Source organism: Aristophania sp. ESL1100, from assembly GCF_058511235.1.
In genome coordinates this window covers 230,460-249,940 of sequence record NZ_CP196394.1, presented here as the reverse complement: position 1 = coordinate 249,940, position 19,481 = coordinate 230,460, and the positions used below count along the sequence as shown (strand labels likewise).

The following is a 19,481-nucleotide window of genomic DNA, read 5'->3' as shown; positions in this document are numbered from 1 at the left end:
CATGTCCTTACTCGATTCACCCCTTCTCGACACTCAGGGTCTGGGCGGCCTTGCCGGGCCGGAGATCTCTCAGCTGGGCAGCGGGCTGGGTGGGGGGCTTTTTGCCCGCTTTACCCAGCAGAGCACGCTTGCCGGCATTTCCTTCTCCATCATTGACTCACGAGAGCAGGCTGGCCGGCGCATCAACCGCATCCTCTTTCCCGATCAGGACCCCACGAAACAGCTCTTTCAGGATTTCGGCGCCATTGACACGCCTCTATCGCTCAATGGCGTGATTGTGGGCGATGATTATGTGATCCGCACCAGGCGGATGCGCACGGCCCTGATGAAGACCGGAAAAGTGACGCTGGTTCACCCCTGGTGGGGCAATCTCAAGGTGCGGCTGGTCCGCCCGGCCAGTTTCCAGTTCCGTGAAAATGCCATTCGCTGCACCACCTTTCAGGTCGAGCTGGTGCGCGACCCGGACCCACCGGCCAAAAAGGGGCTGTTTGCCCGCATTAATGACACGGTCAATCACGTTCTGGAAAAAGCCGATGATTTGATGGACCAGGCCCAGAGCATGATCTCTTCCGTGCTTTCCACCGCCTCCATGCCGCTGGCAGCGGTGAACGGGGTGAGCTCGCTGGTCTCCCAATGTCAGGGGATTTATGACTCTGTGACCATCAGCGCGCCGGAACCCGTTCAAAGTGCGATTGCCCCTGTCCTCACCCAGGCCTCTCAGGGGGTGTCACCGGCCCAACCTGATTATGCCGGACAGGTGGGGGACGTCCTGTCCGGGATGCCCGCTGCCATTGCCTCAGCCATTACGGAGCCGGATCAATCACCCATTGCCGACCCCACCCCGCTTACCGACGATGCTGGTGGAACAGAAAAAGTCACGGGCCAGACCGCGACGAAACTGCTCCTCACCGCCACCCAGGCCATTGGCGCGACCGCATCCGGCCTGGCGGAAGTCAGCACCATTCCGGGCACGATGCTCTCACTGAGCAGTGCGGCGCAGGCTTTTGCGATCAGCCAGCTGGCCTCCAGCTGGGCGGCGTCTGACTTTACCAGCAATCAGGAGGCCGAACAGGCACGCGACCAGATTGTCGCTGCCATTGACGGGCTGATCGGCCTGATTGAACAGGCTGCCATGCACCATAATGCCCAGGCGGATGGTGGGCAGGCACTGGGAGGGTTGTTCAGCGTGGCACGCGCTCTGAGGGCCGGGCTGATTGCTGATGCCAATAGCCGCATTGGCAGCCTGCCGCAGGTTCTTGAAGTGCCGGTTGCCGCGACGGCGTCGCTCTGGGCGCTCTGTTATGCGATGGAGGGGGATGATAACCGCAATGTGCAGACGATCTTTGATGATGCCGTTCTGCGCAACCATATTCGCCACCCAGCCCTGATCCAGCCCGGTCTGATTGAAATGCTGGAGGTCACTCATGGCCTCTGAAACCCCGAAGAGCCATGCCCGGCTTCTGATTGAAGGGCAGGTTTTTGAGCACTGGACCAGCCTTGAAGTGGGGATGGATCTTGGCAATCTGGCCGGGATCTTCCGCGCGGAGCTTGCCCTCTCCTTCCCGCCGAAAGCGGGAGAGCGGCCGGGGCTTGGGGCCTCGGTGCAGATTTACATTGCTGATTTCCCGGTCCTTAAAGGCTGGATTGAGGCGGTGAATTCCCGCGGGGATGACCATTCCCTTTCCGTAACAATATCGGGGCGCGATCTTGCCGGTGACCTCGTTGACTGCACGGCCCAGCCTGAGGGGCCCGGCCGGATGGACCATGTCCGGCTCGAAACCGTCATTGGCTCACTGGCCAATCCCTATGGTCTGAGCGTCAAAAGGGTGGTCGATACGGGCGCGCCTTTTGAGGTTGTGGCCTTTGAGGCGGGGAGCTCCGTGCTGGATGCGATTGAAAAACAGAGCCGCCAGCGCGGTGTGCTGGTCACATCGGACGGGCTTGGCAACATTCTGCTCACCAAACCGGGCCGGAGCCGTGCTGATGAGGATCTGACCTTTCCCGGCGGGAATGTGGTGCAGTTTGAGGAGCAATTGAAGCAGAATTTCTCGGACCATATCGTCAAGGCCCAGGGCGCGCCGGAGCAGCGCGGCACGCAAAGTGCGCTTTCCACCCAGGCCGCAGCGGGGAGCCGCCCTCTGACCACAGGCCATACCGCCCATGAAAAACAGGCGGCCTGCGCCTTTGGTTATTGTTATGATGAAAAAGTCGGGCGCTACCGGCCAAAAGTTTACGTTTCCGGAACGACCAGCCGGGGCGCGCAGCAGATTTCCCATAGCGGGGCTGATCTTGGAACGATCCTGCAACAATCTCAGGCCACGCCGCGGGCTGGCTGGCATAAAAAGAGCCCGCCAACCCAGGCCCCCACCCCGCCCCGCACAGCGGACCAGCCTTATAGCCTGGATGACCAGGCCGCCTGGCGGATGCGGACCGGGCGCGCCCGGAGTGCGGGGCGTGTCTATAATGTGCCGCGCCTGCTGACAAAGAACCAGACCCTCTGGCGGCCCAATCAGCTCGTTCGGGTCAAAGATGATATTTGCGGCGTGGATGGCGATATGCTGATTGGCGCGGTCACATGGTCTGTCTCGAACGGGCGGTGCGAAACGCGCATTTCCGTCGTCCCGCCGGATGCCTATGACCTGACAGGGCTGGAGGACCATACCCCCCAGAAAGGCCAGATTGCCCGCCGGAGCGGGAGAAGCTGGCGCAGGCCCCGTGTCACAGTAACGGATAATCTGGAGATTCTAAAAACGTGAACATCATGGACGTTATGCACATAATCCGTTCGCAAATATCGCGTGGAATTGTAAACTCTGTTTACGATCGTGACCGCGAACAGCAAATTGATGTCAATCTGCGCGCTGGACAAACACAAACGCGAATTCCTGTTCACTTTCCATTCGGGTTTTCCTCTCACGTTCCCGTTGACGGGGCGGTGACCCATCTGGTCAGCACCGGCGCAGACCCCGCCGACCTCATCGCCCTCCCCCCTTCCAATCCCGCAGCGGCGAGAATGGGGGATTTGAAAGAGGGGGAAAGCGTGCTTTATGATGCCGCAGGGCAGAGGCTGCTTTTTAAAGATGGTGTTGTGGCTGAAATCGATGTCGTAACGTCTTTGATGGTGCAGGTAAAAGGCGCACCTGTTATGACAGTGAATCAGTCAGGCGTGTCGGTTACAGGAAACCTCACCGTCTCCGGCACCATCCATGCAGGCGGCGATGTAACAGCCAAAGTCTCCCTCAACAGCCACACCCATAGCGGCGTGCAACCCGGAAACGGCAGCACAGGAGGGCCGTCTTAGAAACTATTGGGCGGGATATCCTTTAAGGGGATGAAATGCGTCATCTCCTCAAACGGAATGCCCTTTTTCTCATGAGCCTGAATAATTTCATCAATCGTCATATCATTCGGCACATCACAGAGCCAAAGCGATAAAGGCCTGAACATAAAAGCCCCGGGTTTTTCGCCGCCAACCAGACCAAAATTTGGATAAGGCTCATTTGACAAACGGGCGGGCAGCGCTTTTTTACTCTCAGGTTCCAACAGGATAGCCAGCTCAAAACGGGCACCTACCCCCCCCCAACCATCAGAGAAATAACTAAAAGACAATTTCTCACCATGCGTGGCAACATCCAGAATTTTCGGACATCTTTTCAGAAGAGCCGCCGCCGCCACCTTCAGGGCCGGCCAGTTCTCTTTCGGCGTATAATTGTACTCAATCGTCGCCAACATTCTGTTCGCGTTTTCTGCCCTCTGCCTTTCCTGGCTTATGGAACTCGCTACAAACGCGAACAGAATGACACATATCGCGACCAATACCACTATAACACGCATAAGCATACGTTGCGTCTTGAGATTATAAGCAACCATAAAGACTCTCCCGCACTTTACCTAGGATATCAGGATCTCTTCACCGATTATACATCATTTTATCAGAAAAGACAAAGTTACTGATATAATGAGATGTGTTTATATTTGTAAACTATAACCGCGAACATTGTTTTTAAAGAATAATTTTAGACGATTTACCTGAAATTGAGCTGATCGACAGAATTATAAGAACTATTACCCCAAACAGGCACAGCCACTGTTCACAAACAAAAACAGAATTTCAACATTCGTGAACAAACAAGAGTTGATCTTACAAATGAGAACTAACACGCACCCCTATCATGCCCTTAGTGATCGACAATTCACATTTGTAACCTAAAAACGTGAATACAACCTCCTGAGAAACACATTTGGAAACTATTTGCCCCCCTACCCAACCCCGCAACAGCGTGGATGGCGATATGCTGATTGGCGCGGTTACATGGTCTGTCTCGAACGGCCGGAGCGGAAGAAGCTGGAGATTCTAAAAACGTGAACATTAGGAACGTTATGCACATAATTCGTTCGCAAATATCGCGTTGAATTGTAAACTCTGTTTACGATCGTGACCGCGAACAGCAAATTGATGTCAATCTGCGTGCCGGACAAACACAAACGCGAATTCCTGTTCACTTTCCGTTCGGGTTTTCCTCTCACGTTCCCGTTGACGGGGCGGTGACCCATCTGGTCAGCACCGGCGCCGACCCCGCCGATCTCATCGCCCTCCCCCCCCTCCAACCCCGCAGCGGCGAGAATGGGGGATCTGAAAGAGGGGGAAAGCGTGCTTTATGATGCGGCGGGGCAGAGATTGCTCTTTAAAGATGGTGTCGTGGCTGAAATCGATGTCGTAACGTCTTTGATGGTGCAAGTAAAAGGCGCACCTGTTATGACAGTGGACCAGAACGGGGCCTCCATTACAGGAAACCTCACCGTCTCCGGCACCATCCATGCCGGCGGCGATGTAACGGCCAAAGTCTCCCTCAACAGCCACACTCATGGCGGCGTGCAACCCGGAAACGGCAGCACGGGAGGGCCGTCTTAGAAACTATTGGGCGGAATGTCCTTTAAGGGGATGAAATGCGTCATCTCCTGAAAAGGAATCCCCTTTTTCTCATGAGCTTCAATGACCTGATCCATCGTCATATCGTTTGGCACATCACAGAGCCAAAGCGATAATGGGTCCAATATAAAAACTCCGGGTTTTTCATTTCCAAGCAGACCGAATTCAGGATAAGGCTCAAGAGACAAACGATTGGGAAGCGCTTTTTTACTTTCAGGTTTCAACAGGAAATGGAGTTCAAAATGCGCACCTACCCCCCCCCAGCCATCAGAGAAATAGATGAAAGATAATTGCTCACCATGTGTGGCCACGTCCAGAATTTTCGGACATCTTTTCAGAAGAGCCGCCGCCGCTACCTTCAGGGGCGCCCAGCTCTCCTTTGGCACATCACTAAAATCAATCGTCGATAACATCCTGTTCGCGTTTTCTGCATGTTCTTTTTTCTCCGCCCGGGAACTCACCACAAACGTGAACAAAATCACAATGAAAGACAAGGCAATCGCAATGAAACAAACGCGAACAAGCATCCGCCTCCCCTTCGTGTTCTCACCAATCATAAAACACTCTCCCGCACTTTACCTAGGATATTCTTGCCCATACCCCTATTATACATCATTTTATCTAACAAGACAAAATATATAAGACACCACTACACTGTTTATATTTGTGAATGACACTACTACAAACGCGAATACAATCAACACATTCGCGAACAATCTATCCCCACTAACAATACTCTCCCTGAGCGGGACCGCCTGGTCTGATTGAAGGGCAGGTTTTTGAGCACTGGACCAGCCTTGAAGTAAGGTAACGGATCATCAGGAGATTCTAAAAACGTGAACATTAGGAACGTTATGCACATAATTCGTTCGCAAATATCGCGTGGAATTGTAAACTCTGTTTACGATCGTGATCGCGAACAGAAAATTGATGTCAATCTGCGCGCCGGACAAACACAAACGCGAATTCCTGTTCACTTTCCGTTCGGGTTTTCCTCTCACGTTCCCGTTGACGGGGCGGTGACCCATCTGGTCAGCACCGGCGCAGACCCCGCCGACCTGATCGCCCTCCCCCCTTCCAACCCTGCAGCGGCGAGAATGGGGGATTTGAAAGAGGGGGAAAGTGTTCTTTACGACGCGGCAGGACAGAGGCTGCTTTTTAAAGATGGTGTTGTGGCTGAAATCGATGTCGTAACGTCTTTGATGGTGCAGGTAAAAGGCACGCCTGTTATGACGGTGGACCAATCAGGCGTGTCGGTTACAGGAAACCTCACCGTCTCAGGCACCATCCATGCGGGTGGCGATGTGACGGCCAAAGTCTCCCTCAACAGCCACACCCATAGCGGCGTCCAACCCGGAAACGGCAGCACGGGAGGACCGTCTTAGAAACTATTGGGGGGAATGTCCTTGAGGGGGATGAAATGCGTCATCTCCTCAAACGGAATGCCCTTTTTCTCATGAGCCTGAATAATTTCATCAATCGTCATATCATTCGGCACATCACAGAACCAGAGCGATAATGGCCTGAACATAAAAGCCCCGGGTTTTTCGCCGCCAACCAGACCAAAATTTGGATAAGGCTCATCTAACAGACGAGCGGGAAGCGCTTTTTCACTCTCAGGTTCCAACAGGAAATGAAGTTCAAAACGCGCACCTACCCCCCCCCAGCCATTAGGGTAATAACTAAAAGACAATTGCTCACCATGTGTGGCAACGTCCAGAATTTTCGGACATCTTTTCAAAAGAGCCGCCGCCGCCACTTTTAAGGCCGGCCAGTTCTCTTTTGGCGTATAATTGTACTTGATCGTCGATAACAACCTGTTCGCGTTTTCTGAATGTTCTTTTTTCTCCGCCCGGGAACTCACCACAAACGTGAACAAAAGCACAATGAAAGACAAGGCAATCGCAATGAAACAAACGCGAACAAGCACCCGCCTCCCCTTCGTGTTCTCACCAATCATAAAACACTCTCCCGCACTTTACCTAGGATATTCTTGCCCATACCCCTATTATACATCATTTTATCTAACAAGACAAAGTTACTGATATGATGAGATGTGTTTATATTTGTAAACTATAAACGCGAATATTGTTTTTAAAGAATAATTTCAGACTATTTACCTGAACATAACCAAGAACATGCTCACAAACGAAAACAAGATTACAACATTCGTGAACAAACAAGAGTTGATCTTACAAATGCGAACTGGCTTGCCCCCTATCATGCCTGCGGCGGTCGGTAATTCACGTTTGTAATATAAAAGCGTGAACACAACCTCCTGGGAAACACATTTGGAAACTATTTGCCCCCCTACCCAACCTCGCAGCGGCGTGGATGGCGATATGCTGATTGGCGCGGTCGCATGGTCTGTCTCGAACGGCCGGAGCGGGAGAAGCTGGAGATTCTAAAAACGTGAACATTAGGAACGTTATGCACATAATCCGTTCGCAAATATCGCGTGGAATTGTAAACTCTGTTTACGATCGTGACCGCGAACAGCAAATTGATGTCAATCTGCGCGCTGGACAAACACAAACGCGAATAAAATGCAACATTCGTGAACAAGCAGGGATTAATCTTACAAATGCGAACCGGTACGCACCCCTATTATGCCTGTAGTGGTCAGTAATTCACGTTCACACTATAAAAACGTAAACACAACCTCCTGGGAAACATATTTGGAAACCATCTGAAAGAGAATGGCCCCGTCCGAGAAAAGGGCCGAGATCGTGTCGAAAGCGGGGTGTTGGTGTTCCTAAAAGAAGCGTAACGACTGAAATGTTTCTTCCCGTCGTTTCACTCCCCTTCAGAGTTTTTCATGACGATGTGCAGACCGAAGGGGGGCTGGGTGAAAAGATTTCCCTCAAAGCTGTTGGGCGGCACGTCTTTCAGCGGGATGAAATGCATCATATCCTTGAGGGGTTTTGTTTGCTTGATAAGAGCGGTTAGAATTTCGTTCATGGTGATCTGACTGGGCACATTACAGAGCCAGAGCCCTACGGGCCTGAAAATATACAGCCCTGGCTTTTCCCCGCCCATCAGCCCGAAATTCGGGGGGACTTCCTTTTGCAGGCGGGCCGGGAGTGCTGCTTTACTCTCCGGGGTCAACACGAGCTGGACCATAAAACGCACGCCCCCCCACCAGGTACCGGGGTAATAGACCACATCCAGGGTCTCTCTATGGGTGGCAATTTCCGAAATTCGGGGACAGGTTTTCAGTAAAGACGCAACAGCCACTTTCAAAGGGGGCCAATATTCTTTCGGGATATAATGAAAATTGGCCTCACGAAGAAGTCTGTTCGCGTTTTCTTCACGATGTTTTTTCTCTATCGCCGAATTCTCTATAAACGCGAACAAACATGTAAAGAGTGACAGGGCGACGACACCCAGCGCGGAAAGAATAACCAGACGCTTCGCCCCTTTTTTCTCACCAGTCATACAGCTTCCCCCTGTTCTTTACTATAAACGCGAACACTGTTTTCATGAGGGTCTTAAAAACTATAGGGAGGGGCATCGAGAGGCACAATGACAAGCGTGTCTTTCTGTGCCTCAGAGGATGTCCCGCTCTCCTGAGGTGGGGCTTTACCGCCCTTCTTGCAGATCCATGCCAGTTCGGAGAACATGACCAGCTCAGGCTTTTTTCCCCCATTCAGGCCAAATGTCACCCGGACATGATCGGACGGAAAAGCCAGATGCTCACCCTTTTTTGCAAGATGATCCAACCGGGCCGACAGAAGATAACGGACTTTCCCCCCCATATAAACCGGAGAGGCATCCTGAAGGGCAAACCGGTCCGCCGGGGTGGCCCTCTCAAGAATGCCCGGGCAGGCCCGCAGGAACGCGAGTGCCGCATTCTGTGTTTTAAGACGCCGCTCGCCCGGGCTTTGCCCCTCAAGACGCCCCAGATACGTCCGACCGAGAAGCGATGAAAATCTGGGCAGTAGGCGTTTGATAGCGGCGTCTCTCTGATGCTGCTTCTGCACCTCAAATGAGGTGACAAGCACCACCAGCCCCATGACGATCACAGCCCCCGTCAGCGCAGAGATGACCGCCTTATGACGCTTTTTCCCGCTCTGGCTTTCTCTCATAGATCCTCCTTTCTTCTGTCTCTAGGAACGACCAGGCACGAGGAGTGTGAGCGGGATGAATGTCATCATATGCTCATAAGCAATCCCGTCCCTTTTATGGCGCTGGACGAGGTCATAATCCGAGAAGGAATCCTCTTTATTGCAAAGCCATCGTGGGAGGGCCCTCAGTGCCAGAATACCGGGCCTGTCCCCGCCGAGAAGCCCGAATTCCGGGAAGGCGCTACCGGCGTAACGGGCGGGAATTTTTGCCTCGCTCCCCGCCGGTAACGTGACCATCAGGCCGAAATAGGCGTTTGTGCCCATCCATCCATGAGGGGCCTTATTGCCATAATAATAGACCGTCACCTGTGGGTGGGGCCCCGTTATTTCTGCCAGGCGTGGGCAGACCTTAAAAAGCTGGGTGGCCGCCAGGTAAAGATAGCCCCTGTCACCATTGCCTACAGGCTCTGAATCCCCCTCCATGGAAAGAGCCTCGATTGAAGAGGCTTTTCCGGCTTTTTTGAAATCCTCTTCAAAATGGCTGTTATGAAGGGGTTTATATCCCTTATTGGCACTGCCATAGAGCTGTTCGAGATTTAAGACCGCCGGCACCATGAGGGCGACCAGAGCGACGGACAGGGCCGCAATGATGAGTCTGGCCGTCCCGCTCCGGCGGATCTCCCTTCGCTTTTCCTTCTCAAGGAGGGCGCGTTCCTCTTCCTCCAGCCGGTGCGAAGGGCGTATAACCGCAAATAAAAAGCGCACCAACCAGATAAGAAGCACCCCTGAGACGATATCACGGGCCGCCCTGACAAAAGACCTTACTTTCAACGCCATAAAATCCCGCCCCTCCTGATGAAAGTCAGCACGCCCCCAAAAAGGCGCTACAGATTAGCCAGCCTGCCCGTCATGGGAACGACATAAGGGCCGGAAAAGGAGGACATGCCCTCTGTCTCATGGGCCCTGTAATAGGCACTCACCCCGGTGGGACCCTCACACATCCAACGCGAGACGGGGTCAGCCGTCATGACAGCGGGTTCCCTGCCGCCCATCAGGGCAAAGCGCCCCCCTTTAAACAGCGGAGAGACAGGCTGCTGCGTAATATGGCGCAGAATGAAGGGAACGCGGTCCCGCCCGACCGATCCTGTCAGAAAAATGGCCGTATAGAGTGTGTCCGGCCCGCCGAGCCACTCTGTTGGCAGCCGCACCACCCCGATCGCGGCCGTAGGATCATCCTCTGCGACGTCAAGGATCCGCGGGCAGGCCTCCAGCAATTCGGAAACGGCTTTTTTAAGGGCGGCCTGTTTCCTTTTGGAGATCTTTTTGCTCATCACAATCCGGCTTTCCAGCACCGTTTTGGTCGCCTCCCGCCGGGCCGGATCACCCTGGTCCAGATCTCTCATGGTCTGGGCTGAAGCGGCCTGGGGCTGAAACGGGCTTACGTGCCCCGCTCCAGCGGAAAACCCCGCACCGAAAAAGCACGTCACGGTGGAAAGGGACAGAAAGGCGGCCGGGAGGAAAGAGCGCCGTTTTGCCTGGGAGGGTGTTCTTTCAGAGTTCTTGCAAGTCATGAAAAATACGTCCTTATGTTACAGAAGCGGCCTTTCAGAATGAGCCGGGTTTGAGGGTTGTGAGGGGGAGAAAACGGACCAGAGCGCGATAGGAGATATGCTCTCTCGTTGCGTCTGAAAGCTCTTTGAGGGACTGACTGCCGGACACGTCGCAGAACCAGAGCGGCACGGGCAGAAGCAGTTTCACGCCGGGATGAGCACCCCCTATCAGGGCAAACTCCAGCGGCACGCCAAGTGTATGCTCCTTATCAAGTTCCGCCCGGATCGGCGCTGGCAATGTGTCCAGACTGTCAGACTGCATGGTCAGCCGGGCATCGAAATAAGCGGGCTTTCCATACCAGCCCAATGGTGAGGGGGACGGATAATAATAAATGGTAAAATAATCCCCCGGCAGGACGTAATCAGTGATACGGGGGCACGCTTTCATCAGGGCGATCAGAGCGGCCTTCACGGCTGGTTTTTTACCCTCCGGCACGTCCGGCCTGAACTTCACCCTTTTCATCATTTCCCCAATCATCGCTTCCCGCCCCGGGCGAGGGGGGTGGTTGAGGCGGTAGGACAGAAACCCCACCAGAGCCAGCAGGACGAACGTCAGCGCAGCCAGCCCCGGCACGATGAAGCCGATCCTCTTTTTCACACGGAAAGGCGCGTTCTCCGGCTTCATTACCGGACAATCCCGAAAGGCAGATGGGCGATCCCCATGGGGGACCGGGGCGGGAAATCCCGGAAGGGGATAAACACGGAGTGCGGCGAGGATGCAGCGCCTTTCCCATGGTCCTTCCCATCATGGCCCTTCCCAGGGCCATCATCGCTCAAAGGTTCCCCACATAACCAGCGCGCTGAGGGACTGGTCACGACGATCCCGCGCTCGGGCCCTGCTGTGACCGTAAAAGTGGTATAAGGCCTGCCCTCCTCATTAAGTGTGTCTGTATCGAAGAGGAAAAGGGGCATATTGCGCCAGGACCCCTCGCCCCATTTGATATCAATATCGAACGCCCCCGGATGATCCCCCTCTCCCTCTGCCAGATGGAACGGCGTAGGCGCGCTCTGGCGGATTTCAACGCTCTGTTCCACAGCCACATCGAGGATAAGGGGGCACGTCCTCAGCAAGGCTGCGTAATAATTCATGAAAATCAGTTTATTGAACTCAATCTCATCGCGCCCACTGGACATGACCTCTTTCATCAGGGCTTTCCTGATCCTCTCATGGCGGTCTGTGTCACTTTCATTTTCGGGGGGAAGGACCGGAATGGGCACGGGAAGCTCCTTCAGGACAGATTTTCCGATCATTTTGCGCTCATCAAGGTCCCGCATCATCGCCATACGCTCATCGCGCTGATACAGCCTGACCGCCAGAAGGGCCGCGATCATGGAAAGAACGATCACCGCCACAGAAAGCAGCGCTATGAGCTTTCCCGAACCATAGTGTGGTGTTGCCTGTGTCTGTGCTTGTGCCTCTGCCTCGCCTGTCACATCCGCCCCTTTCAGAAACGATCGGGGGGGAAATTCTTGAAGGGAACGTAATGCACCAGCACGCTATAGGGGGCGTTTTTCCTACTGGCAGCCTCCAGATCAGAAAGTGAGCTGCTTTCATTTACCCCACAGAGCCACGAAGCGACGGGTCTGAGCACCCTCACCCCCGGCTGCTTGCCCCCGACCAGGCCAAAACTGGGGGGAACCCGGCCAAAAGCGCTTTTCTGACTTTCCGCCCATAAGGCAGGGGGGATTTTGGGCAGACCCTCAGGCCCGGGGATGAGCTGCACTTCATAATGAACGTCTTTGCCAAACCAGCCATTGGGAAAGCCATGAGGCACGTAGGAAATCTCAAAATGATCCGCCATGGTCACAGACTCCGTGATCCGGGGGCAGGCCACCAGAAGGGCGGCAAAAGCGCGCATAAGAGTGTGTTTCTGCCCCTCCGGCATTCCGGGATAGAAATGCACCCTGTTCATGACACGGGTCATGGCAACGTCCGGCGGCACATGAGGCGCCCCAGTGCGATCCGACCCGTTTTCGAGATAAACGATCAGAGCCGAGAGCGCGGCAATGACGGCCAGAAGTAACAGGATGACGCCTATCCCTCCTTTCTGGCGAACTTTCGGAGCCTGTTTTTCATCGCTCATCATAGGGGTACCTTATTGCCAGAAACGGAGGTCATAAACTGAAGGAACCAGGGCTGTTTTCAAAATCCGTCCCGGACGCAGCGTCCCCTTCCAAAGGAATGAAACGATAGGGTGAGGACGGTGAAACCGCCCCGGGAGGCCCCGGCTCCTCAGGCGGTTTGGGCGCCTCAGGGCAGAACCAGCGCAGCGCCTCCTCATCCCGCACCCAAACACCAAGTGGGGCGCCCGATTGATCGCTCCCGCCTAAATTTCCCCCTAAATTTCCCCCGGCAAAATCAAAGGTAACCGAGGGCGTCTGATCATAAGGTCCATAGTTGCGCGTCAGAGAGACGGGCACATATTGGAGGCTGTTTTTCCTGAAAGAGACCACAAGGCTGTACGTCCGTCGATAGCTCTTCACAACCCTCTGCTGCACCCACTGCACGACCGGGCTGGGCGCATCATTTTTCACCACAATCCCCCGGTTCTGATCCACCGCCACATCCAGAAGGGCGGGGCATCGTTTCAGAAGGGCCGTCACTGCCTGGCGGAGAGGCAGTTTTTTCTCATCAGGCACAGATGTGAGATCCACCTGATCCAGCAAATCCGCAAGCCCGTCCATTTCCTGCGGGGCAGAAGGCGGGGGTGCGGGGGGAGCGAGCGCAAAATCCGCTTCCGTGACGTTATAGCGCAGCATTTCCTGCTGCACCGCCGGTGCCTCCCACGACACAGGGCGGCGCATAATCAGGACGAGGCTCACCCCAGCCAGAACCAGCATGATGACTGTCAGAAGAGCCATCACCCCTTTCCGGCCCCTGAATGTCTCCTCCGGCTGCACCTTCTCACCGCTCATAATAGTCCCATAATCGTTACACAAATCTTTACTTCAGGACGTGACATAATTCATACGACCTGTAAACCATGATTACTTGACATGGTAAAGTCATAAGAGTGAATTGATTCCAATGGATTGATATCGTTACTTTTCACACACTAATCAAAAGCTCTCAGGTGGAATGTCCCTGAGCGGGAGGAAATGCATCATCTGCCCGAAAGGCACGCCTTTTTTGTCATGCGCCTGGGCGATTTCCTCATCTGACATGGTGCCCTTCACGTGGCAGAACCATAAAGGCAGGGAGCCGAGCATCATTGTACCGGGCTTGTCTCCCCCCATCAGCCCGAAGGTCGGGTAAACGCCATTGGCAAGGTTGGGGGGCAAATCGTCCTCACTATCAGGTTTGAGATTAAAAGTGGCTTCAAAATGCACATCGGTTCCCAGCCAGCCATTGGGCGCGTTATCGGGGTGGTAGAAAATGGAGAATTTCTCCCCATGAGTGGCAATATCGGCAATGCGCGGGCAGGCATTAAGCAGCGCGGTGACAGCATTCTTAAGCGCCGGCTTCTTTTCCAGCGGGACGGCATCAAACTCGATCGTATCGACCATATGCTGGATGAGTTCCTTGCGTTCCGACTTGTCATTCTCCCCGACCAGATAAACCACGAAAAAAGAGAGAATAATGACCAGAACCGACAGAAACGCGACCAGACATGAGAGAATAATCAGCGCCTTTTTCGGCCCTTTCCGGCTGAGCCCATGCATTGCGGCTGCGTCACTCATTCTTTATCTCCCACCCTGCTGCAGAACGATCGACCTACGCCCCCCGTCCTAATGAGACAGGCAAGACATAATTCCAGAGATGGGTGAGGATTTAGTCGCAAATAATGTTTTTAATAAGGCATTCTCTCAGGGAAAAGCCTTAACGGCGCCGCATGAAATCAGCAAAGAGGGGGACGGTGAAATCAAGATAGCCGTGATCTGTGCTGTAAATCATGCCTTTGGCGATGATGTTTGAGCGGGCAGGCCCCAAAGAGCGTTGTGTGCGCTTCATCACATGGGCAATATCGGCCATGGCGTAAGGGCCATCGCCCAATTCTGCCATGGCTTTTACAAATTGCGTCTCCGCTTTTGTCAGGCGGTCAAGGCGCACCTTGAAGAAGCCTTCATCGAGTTTTGCCAAGGTTTCTTTATAAGAACGCCGGACGTCATCAAGCGTGATCTGCGGCCCGGGAGCATCATCCCAGACAACAGACGCCCATTCCTGCAGAAAGAAGGGATAGCCTTTCGTGCTTTCCACCATCAGCGCAAGCGCGTCCTCAGCCATGGAGGCCCCTTCCTGCAGCAAGGGTTTCTCGATCGCCTGGGCCGCTGATTGGGGATCCAGCGCGCCGATGGAGGGATATTGAAACAGCCTTTCCGCGTAGGATTTCGCCTCGCCAGCCAGACGGGCAATCTGCGGAAGGCCCGCCCCTACCAGAACGACCGGTAACCCCTCCTGTGAAATGCGGTGCAAGGACACAATCAGGGCGGAGAGATCAAAATCAGAGAGATATTGGACCTCATCAATGAGCAGGATCCAGCCACGCCCGGCTTTCTGCGCGGCTTTTCCAATCAGGATAAAGAGATCGGGCAGGTCATATTGCAGATTGCCACTTTCCGCCAGGCCGGGCTCAGGCTCCACCTCCAGATCGATACCGGCAACCTCAATCTTGAAAATCGAGGCGAAATTTCTCAGCCCACGCAGCCCACGCATGGCATTTTGCTTTGCCGCTTCCACATAGGAAAGGGACCTCAGGATCTTCCTCATTTCCGGGTAGAGAAGCCGGGCAAGGCTTTCCTTTTCAGGGGATTCAACCCTTGAAACAATGAAATGGTCCTCCTCGGCATTACGGCCGATTTCATTGAGCAGAACCGTCTTGCCAACCCCGCGTAACCCGAGCAGCATCATGGGACGGGCATTGCCCCTCACCGCTCTCCCACAGGCAATGCGCGCCCCTTCAAGCACCTGCGCCCGTCCGGCGAGCTCAGGAGGGCGGCTGCCGGCACCAGGGGTGAAAGGGTTGTTCAGCGGGTCCATGATTCTTCTCCCGATCGATGCCTATTCTAGTGAAGACTAGTGAAGACTAATAAAATTCCGTAGTTTTTGATAGTCTTTGGTAGTCTTTGGTAGTGTTTGATAGATTCAGGGTAAAATCCCCTCTCCGCCTCTCTCTTCATGACTGAAGACAATTAGACACCATAGCTCCAGAATACAGATATGAAAACACACCTTACTCTATAAGTTATCAGAGTCTGAGCCACAGTGATGGACGGATCCTGAAATATATTTCCCTCTCGCACATTACGCTCAATAGTTTGAAATATTTATCATATTACATGATCACCTCATCATGACTTCGTGAAAACCGGGAGCGCATAATTGACCGGGCGGAATCCCTCGCTCATAATCCGCACCAATAGCCCGCTATGGGGCGGCATTCTAATGAGGCACCTATGAAGATTCTGATCCTCGGGGGGTATGGCCGTTTCGGGGGCCGTCTGGTGGAACTCCTGTCGGATATTCCGGAGATAGAGTGCCTCATTTGCGGGCGTGACCGCGGCCGGGCGGAAGCGTTCTGCGCGCAGTATAGAGGGCAGGGCACGGTTCGTCCCCTCAGGCTCGATCGTGCCGATATCGAAACGGCTTTGCGCGCGGAAAAGCCCGATCTGGTGGTCGATGCGTCCGGCCCGTTTCAGGATTACGGCACAGACCCCTATCGCGTGATTTCAGCCTGCATCGAGGCGGGTATTGACTATCTCGATTTTGCCGATGGGGCCGATTTCGTCTTCGGGGTCTCCCAGTTCGATGACCGGGCAAAGGCGGCGGGTGTGTTCGTCATTTCCGGCGTGAGCAGTTGCCCCGCCCTGACCGCCGCTGTTCTGCGCGAACTGGCCGGAACGATGCAGATTACCGCCATTAAAGGCGGCATTGCCCCCTCGCCTCACGCCGTGCTCGGGCTGAATGTGATGCGTGCGGTCCTCGGCTATGCTGGTGCGCCCGTCACAGTGCTGCGCGACGGGAAGCCCTTCCAGGCTGTGGGGCTGGGCGAAAGCCTGCGCTACACCATCGCCCCTCCGGGAAAGATGCCCCTTCGTAACATTCATTTCTCGCTGGTGGATGTGCCGGACCTTCAGGTGATACCGCCAGAATATCCGAGCCTGACCGATCTCTGGATCGGGGCCGGGCCGGTGCCTGAATTCCTGCACCGGCTGCTTAATCTGCTGGCAAAGGCACGCGCCCGCTTCCACCTTCCCTCTCTCGAACCGCTCTCGAAGCTCTTTTATAGAGTGCTCAAACAGTGCCAGTTTGGCGAGCATCGGGGCGGCATGTTCATCCATGCGCGCGGGCTGGCCGGCGGCGTGACGATCGAGCGGAGCTGGCATTTGCTCGCCGAAGGGGATGACGGCCCCTATATCCCCTCCATGGCGAGCGAGGTCATCATCCGCAAGCTGGTGGCCGGTCTCCGCCCCCCGCCCGGTGCACGCTCAGCGATTGACGCTCTCGAACTTGGCGAGTTTGATGATTTGTTTCGGAAACGGAAGATTTTCACCGGCTTTAGAGAGGACGCTGTCACGATGCCGCTTTACCGCACAATCCTTGGTTCCTCTTTTGCCACGCTGCCGCCGCGCCTTCAGGAGCTTCATGGCAATAAAATCGCCCGGCAATGGAGCGGCTTTGGTGAGGTGATCCGCGGCAAGGGGCTGCTGGCGAGCCTCGTCGCTTCCATTGTCGGCTTTCCGAAAGCGGCGAAAAATGTCCCGGTAACCGTGACCTTCATGCCCGAGAACGGCGCTGAACGCTGGACCCGCCGCTTCGGGAAGAAGTCATTTTCATCGGTGCATTCCCTGGGCACGGGCCGAAATGAGCACCTTCTAGTGGAACGTTTCGGGCTCGCATCCTTCGCGCTGGCTCTGGTCATTGAGGGCGAGAGCCTGTTTATGGTGCCGCGCCGCTGGTCCGTCCTGGGCATCCCCATGCCCCGCTTCCTCCTGCCGGGTGGAGAGACGTTCGAGACCGAAAAAGACGGCCAGTTCTGCTTTCATGTCGAAATTGCAATGCCCCTGATCGGCCTCATCGTGGCCTATAAAGGCAGGCTTGACCCGAATATTGCGAAGGAAGGGTAACGTTTCGCCCCCAACATCCCCCTACTTCCCGGCAATGGCACCCTGCGTTTTTGTGGGGATCTCGCCATATTTATAGGTTCTGAAATCTGAGTGCAGGACGAGTTCTTCGGGGATGAGGGTCTCGATTTCGGCTTCAGTGAAGGGGTAGCCGGCCATGGAGAGCAGCAGGTATTTATTGGCCAGCGCAGTATAATAGCCCCGTTTTTCCTCAAAGGACTGCGCCAGAGTGCAATAAATGTTGCTTGGGTCATGCATAAGGAAGGGGACGTCATATTGGTCGTACCCGCCCAGCTGGAGGCCGTGCCCCTGGGAGACGACCTCTCCGTGATCAGAGGTATAGATCAGTGTATAATCGCCCAGCTCTTCATCGGCGAGCTGCATGATCTGGCCCAGCACCCGGTCTGTATGATGGATGGAGCGGTCATAATCATCGGCCTGGGGCAGGGCCTCCCGATCCTCGCGCTTGACGCGGTCCTTATAATGGAGGTGGCTGCCATAAAGATGGATGACATAAAGCTTATAGGGCGCCTGTTCGGCAAATTTCTCCCTGATAACCGGGATGAGGCTGTCATCTTTCTCGATCTTGACGCCGTTTTCCTTATTATTGAGATCACCGCGCGTGACATAATCACTGAATTCGGAAATATAGCCTGCATTGCGCGCATAAGGCCCTGTGCCGCCCTGGGCGGAAATCCAGAAAGTGCGGTAACCGTGATCATGGGCCAGTTCGAGCACATTTTTCTCACTCAAAAGGGAGTCCTGGCTTTGCGGGCTGTAGAATGAGAAGGACATCGGCACGGAAAGGCGCGTGATATTGGCCGCAGAATGGGAATTTTTAATCACGCAGATCTTTCCCTCCTGCTGGAGTTTATTGAGCACTGGCGTCGTATCCGCGCCCTGATAGCCATAAACGCCATAGCGCTTGCCCAGAGAGGACTCCCCCATCACAAACACGATATTGCGGGTTTTGGGGCCGTTTCTGCCCACCACTGACGGGTTGGCAACCTCATGGCGGGCGACGGGCTGGGTATAGACGGGGTCCCACGGGTGGAGGGCCACCGCCGTGCCGAAGATTACGTCACCGGGCATGCCGGCCATGCGGTATTTGATATTGGCCGCCACATCGAGAAATTTGTTGCTATAGACGTGGTCCGTCCCGTTCAGATAATCCCGCACATGGGTCGAAATCTGCCAGCCCGGCAGCGCGATGAGACAGAGCGAGGCCAGAACGGCCTTCCCGTTAAAGCGCGCCAGCTTCCAGGACAGGACGCCGCTCAGGATGAGCACGGCAAGGGTTGCGAGCAGGAGAAGCGGATTGACCGTATGGAGCATGGAAAGGCTCTGATGGAAATCACTCCCCACCACAGCAATAATATTCCCGTCCGTCAGAATACCGCATTTATAGGAAATCACCGCATCAAAGATGAGCAGAAACAAAGACGTGACATTAAAAAGAACAGAAAGGACTTTTCCCACATTGAAAAACAGGAATGTCACAATAAAACTGATAATGATAATGAGTGATTGATTGTATTTTATATCAGCGTGATTTATAATAGTACATTGAAGAGCGACAATAAGAACTGCGTAAAGCAAAATAAAAATATATCTCTTTTTCATGAGACCTTCTCAAAATACGCGTCACGTCTTCACTATGGGACTGGTAATTAAATTTATACCTGTTCGCAAGCAATAATTTATGAAATTTTCTACAGATTCAGTCACATTTCCTTGTCTGAAACACGCTCTATAGCCTTCCCCCTCTAGCCTTCCGCGCCCGGCAGTGATCCTTACCGAAAGGGGGCGGTT

General features: G+C 54.3%; 21 protein-coding genes. 7 read left to right on the top strand and 14 right to left on the bottom strand.

Annotated elements, in window-relative coordinates; genetic code table 11:
* Position 1: 1 nt before the first annotated feature.
* From ACSYSY_RS01185 to ACSYSY_RS01175, 3 genes are read left to right on the top strand one after another with little or no spacing between them, the layout of a single operon-like run.
* Complete coding sequence (locus ACSYSY_RS01185; RefSeq protein WP_491707515.1) at positions 2-1,435, top strand: DNA circularization N-terminal domain-containing protein; 1,434 nt, start codon at positions 2-4, stop codon at positions 1,433-1,435.
* A complete protein-coding gene (locus ACSYSY_RS01180; protein ID WP_491707514.1) occupies positions 1,425-2,756 on the top strand; it encodes a phage baseplate assembly protein in 1,332 nt (443 codons plus the stop codon). The genes ACSYSY_RS01185 and ACSYSY_RS01180 overlap by 11 nt, the downstream gene beginning before the upstream one ends.
* A 5-nt stretch (positions 2,757-2,761) precedes the next feature.
* Positions 2,762-3,301: a phage baseplate assembly protein V gene (locus tag ACSYSY_RS01175; protein WP_491707513.1), complete on the top strand. Its 540-nt coding sequence runs from the start codon at positions 2,762-2,764 to the stop codon at positions 3,299-3,301.
* On the opposite strand, the gene ACSYSY_RS01170 is transcribed toward ACSYSY_RS01175, so the two are convergent.
* Entirely contained in the window at positions 3,298-3,870 is a 573-nt protein-coding gene (locus tag ACSYSY_RS01170; protein WP_491707512.1) for a hypothetical protein, read from the bottom strand. The genes ACSYSY_RS01175 and ACSYSY_RS01170 overlap by 4 nt on opposite strands.
* Positions 3,871-4,413: 543 nt before the next feature.
* On the opposite strand from ACSYSY_RS01170, the gene ACSYSY_RS01165 reads away from it, so the two are divergent.
* Both ACSYSY_RS01165 and ACSYSY_RS01160 read left to right on the top strand, forming a co-directional pair.
* On the top strand, positions 4,414-4,662 hold the full coding sequence (locus tag ACSYSY_RS01165; protein ID WP_491708193.1) for a phage baseplate assembly protein domain-containing protein: 249 nt from the start codon (positions 4,414-4,416) through the stop codon (positions 4,660-4,662).
* A complete protein-coding gene (locus tag ACSYSY_RS01160; RefSeq protein WP_491707511.1) occupies positions 4,625-4,912 on the top strand; it encodes a hypothetical protein in 288 nt (95 codons plus the stop codon). Before ACSYSY_RS01165 ends, ACSYSY_RS01160 begins: the two co-directional genes overlap by 38 nt.
* Here ACSYSY_RS01160 and ACSYSY_RS01155 read toward each other — a convergent pair.
* On the bottom strand, positions 4,909-5,487 hold the full coding sequence (locus ACSYSY_RS01155; protein WP_491707510.1) for a hypothetical protein: 579 nt from the start codon (positions 5,485-5,487) through the stop codon (positions 4,909-4,911). The genes ACSYSY_RS01160 and ACSYSY_RS01155 overlap by 4 nt on opposite strands.
* A gap of 297 nt (positions 5,488-5,784) precedes the next feature.
* Between ACSYSY_RS01155 and ACSYSY_RS01150 the strand changes: the two genes are divergently transcribed.
* Complete coding sequence (locus ACSYSY_RS01150) at positions 5,785-6,315, top strand: phage baseplate assembly protein V (protein ID WP_491707509.1); 531 nt, start codon at positions 5,785-5,787, stop codon at positions 6,313-6,315.
* Here ACSYSY_RS01150 and ACSYSY_RS01145 read toward each other — a convergent pair.
* The 11 genes from ACSYSY_RS01145 to ACSYSY_RS01095 form a co-directional block, all read right to left on the bottom strand.
* Positions 6,312-6,890 (bottom strand): hypothetical protein, encoded by a 579-nt coding sequence (locus ACSYSY_RS01145; RefSeq protein WP_491707508.1) that lies wholly within the window; start codon positions 6,888-6,890, stop codon positions 6,312-6,314. The two genes, ACSYSY_RS01150 and ACSYSY_RS01145, sit on opposite strands and share 4 nt — an antisense overlap.
* 836 nt (positions 6,891-7,726) lie before the next feature.
* Positions 7,727-8,368, bottom strand: a complete 642-nt coding sequence (locus tag ACSYSY_RS01140) for a hypothetical protein (protein ID WP_491707507.1) — start codon at positions 8,366-8,368, stop codon at positions 7,727-7,729.
* A gap of 53 nt (positions 8,369-8,421) precedes the next feature.
* Positions 8,422-9,018, bottom strand: coding sequence for a hypothetical protein (locus tag ACSYSY_RS01135; protein WP_491707506.1), 597 nt, complete (start codon positions 9,016-9,018; stop codon positions 8,422-8,424).
* Positions 9,019-9,039: 21 nt separating this feature from the next.
* Positions 9,040-9,834 carry a hypothetical protein gene (locus tag ACSYSY_RS01130; RefSeq protein ID WP_491707505.1) on the bottom strand — a complete coding sequence of 265 codons (795 nt, stop codon included), beginning with the start codon at positions 9,832-9,834 and terminating at the stop codon, positions 9,040-9,042.
* Between the two features lie 47 nt (positions 9,835-9,881).
* Positions 9,882-10,568: a hypothetical protein gene (locus tag ACSYSY_RS01125; protein WP_491707504.1), complete on the bottom strand. Its 687-nt coding sequence runs from the start codon at positions 10,566-10,568 to the stop codon at positions 9,882-9,884.
* A gap of 34 nt (positions 10,569-10,602) precedes the next feature.
* On the bottom strand, positions 10,603-11,232 hold the full coding sequence (locus ACSYSY_RS01120) for a hypothetical protein (RefSeq protein WP_491707503.1): 630 nt from the start codon (positions 11,230-11,232) through the stop codon (positions 10,603-10,605).
* Positions 11,232-12,041: a hypothetical protein gene (locus tag ACSYSY_RS01115; protein ID WP_491707502.1), complete on the bottom strand. Its 810-nt coding sequence runs from the start codon at positions 12,039-12,041 to the stop codon at positions 11,232-11,234. The genes ACSYSY_RS01120 and ACSYSY_RS01115 overlap by 1 nt, the downstream gene beginning before the upstream one ends.
* A gap of 11 nt (positions 12,042-12,052) precedes the next feature.
* Positions 12,053-12,694: a hypothetical protein gene (locus tag ACSYSY_RS01110; RefSeq protein WP_491707501.1), complete on the bottom strand. Its 642-nt coding sequence runs from the start codon at positions 12,692-12,694 to the stop codon at positions 12,053-12,055.
* 28 nt (positions 12,695-12,722) lie between these two features.
* Positions 12,723-13,523 (bottom strand): hypothetical protein, encoded by an 801-nt coding sequence (locus ACSYSY_RS01105; RefSeq protein ID WP_491707500.1) that lies wholly within the window; start codon positions 13,521-13,523, stop codon positions 12,723-12,725.
* 144 nt (positions 13,524-13,667) lie between these two features.
* On the bottom strand, positions 13,668-14,288 hold the full coding sequence (locus ACSYSY_RS01100) for a hypothetical protein (RefSeq protein WP_491707499.1): 621 nt from the start codon (positions 14,286-14,288) through the stop codon (positions 13,668-13,670).
* A gap of 139 nt (positions 14,289-14,427) precedes the next feature.
* The gene (locus ACSYSY_RS01095) at positions 14,428-15,585 is read right to left on the bottom strand and encodes an ATP-binding protein (protein WP_491707498.1); all 1,158 of its coding nucleotides are present in this window, start codon (positions 15,583-15,585) and stop codon (positions 14,428-14,430) included.
* A 416-nt stretch (positions 15,586-16,001) separates the two neighbouring features.
* On the opposite strand from ACSYSY_RS01095, the gene ACSYSY_RS01090 reads away from it, so the two are divergent.
* Positions 16,002-17,672 (top strand): saccharopine dehydrogenase family protein, encoded by a 1,671-nt coding sequence (locus ACSYSY_RS01090; RefSeq protein ID WP_491707497.1) that lies wholly within the window; start codon positions 16,002-16,004, stop codon positions 17,670-17,672.
* Between the two features lie 21 nt (positions 17,673-17,693).
* Here the strand turns inward: ACSYSY_RS01090 and ACSYSY_RS01085 are convergent, their stop codons facing one another.
* Positions 17,694-19,292, bottom strand: a complete 1,599-nt coding sequence (locus ACSYSY_RS01085; protein ID WP_491707496.1) for a phosphoethanolamine transferase — start codon at positions 19,290-19,292, stop codon at positions 17,694-17,696.
* Between the last annotated feature and the right edge of the window lie 189 nt (positions 19,293-19,481).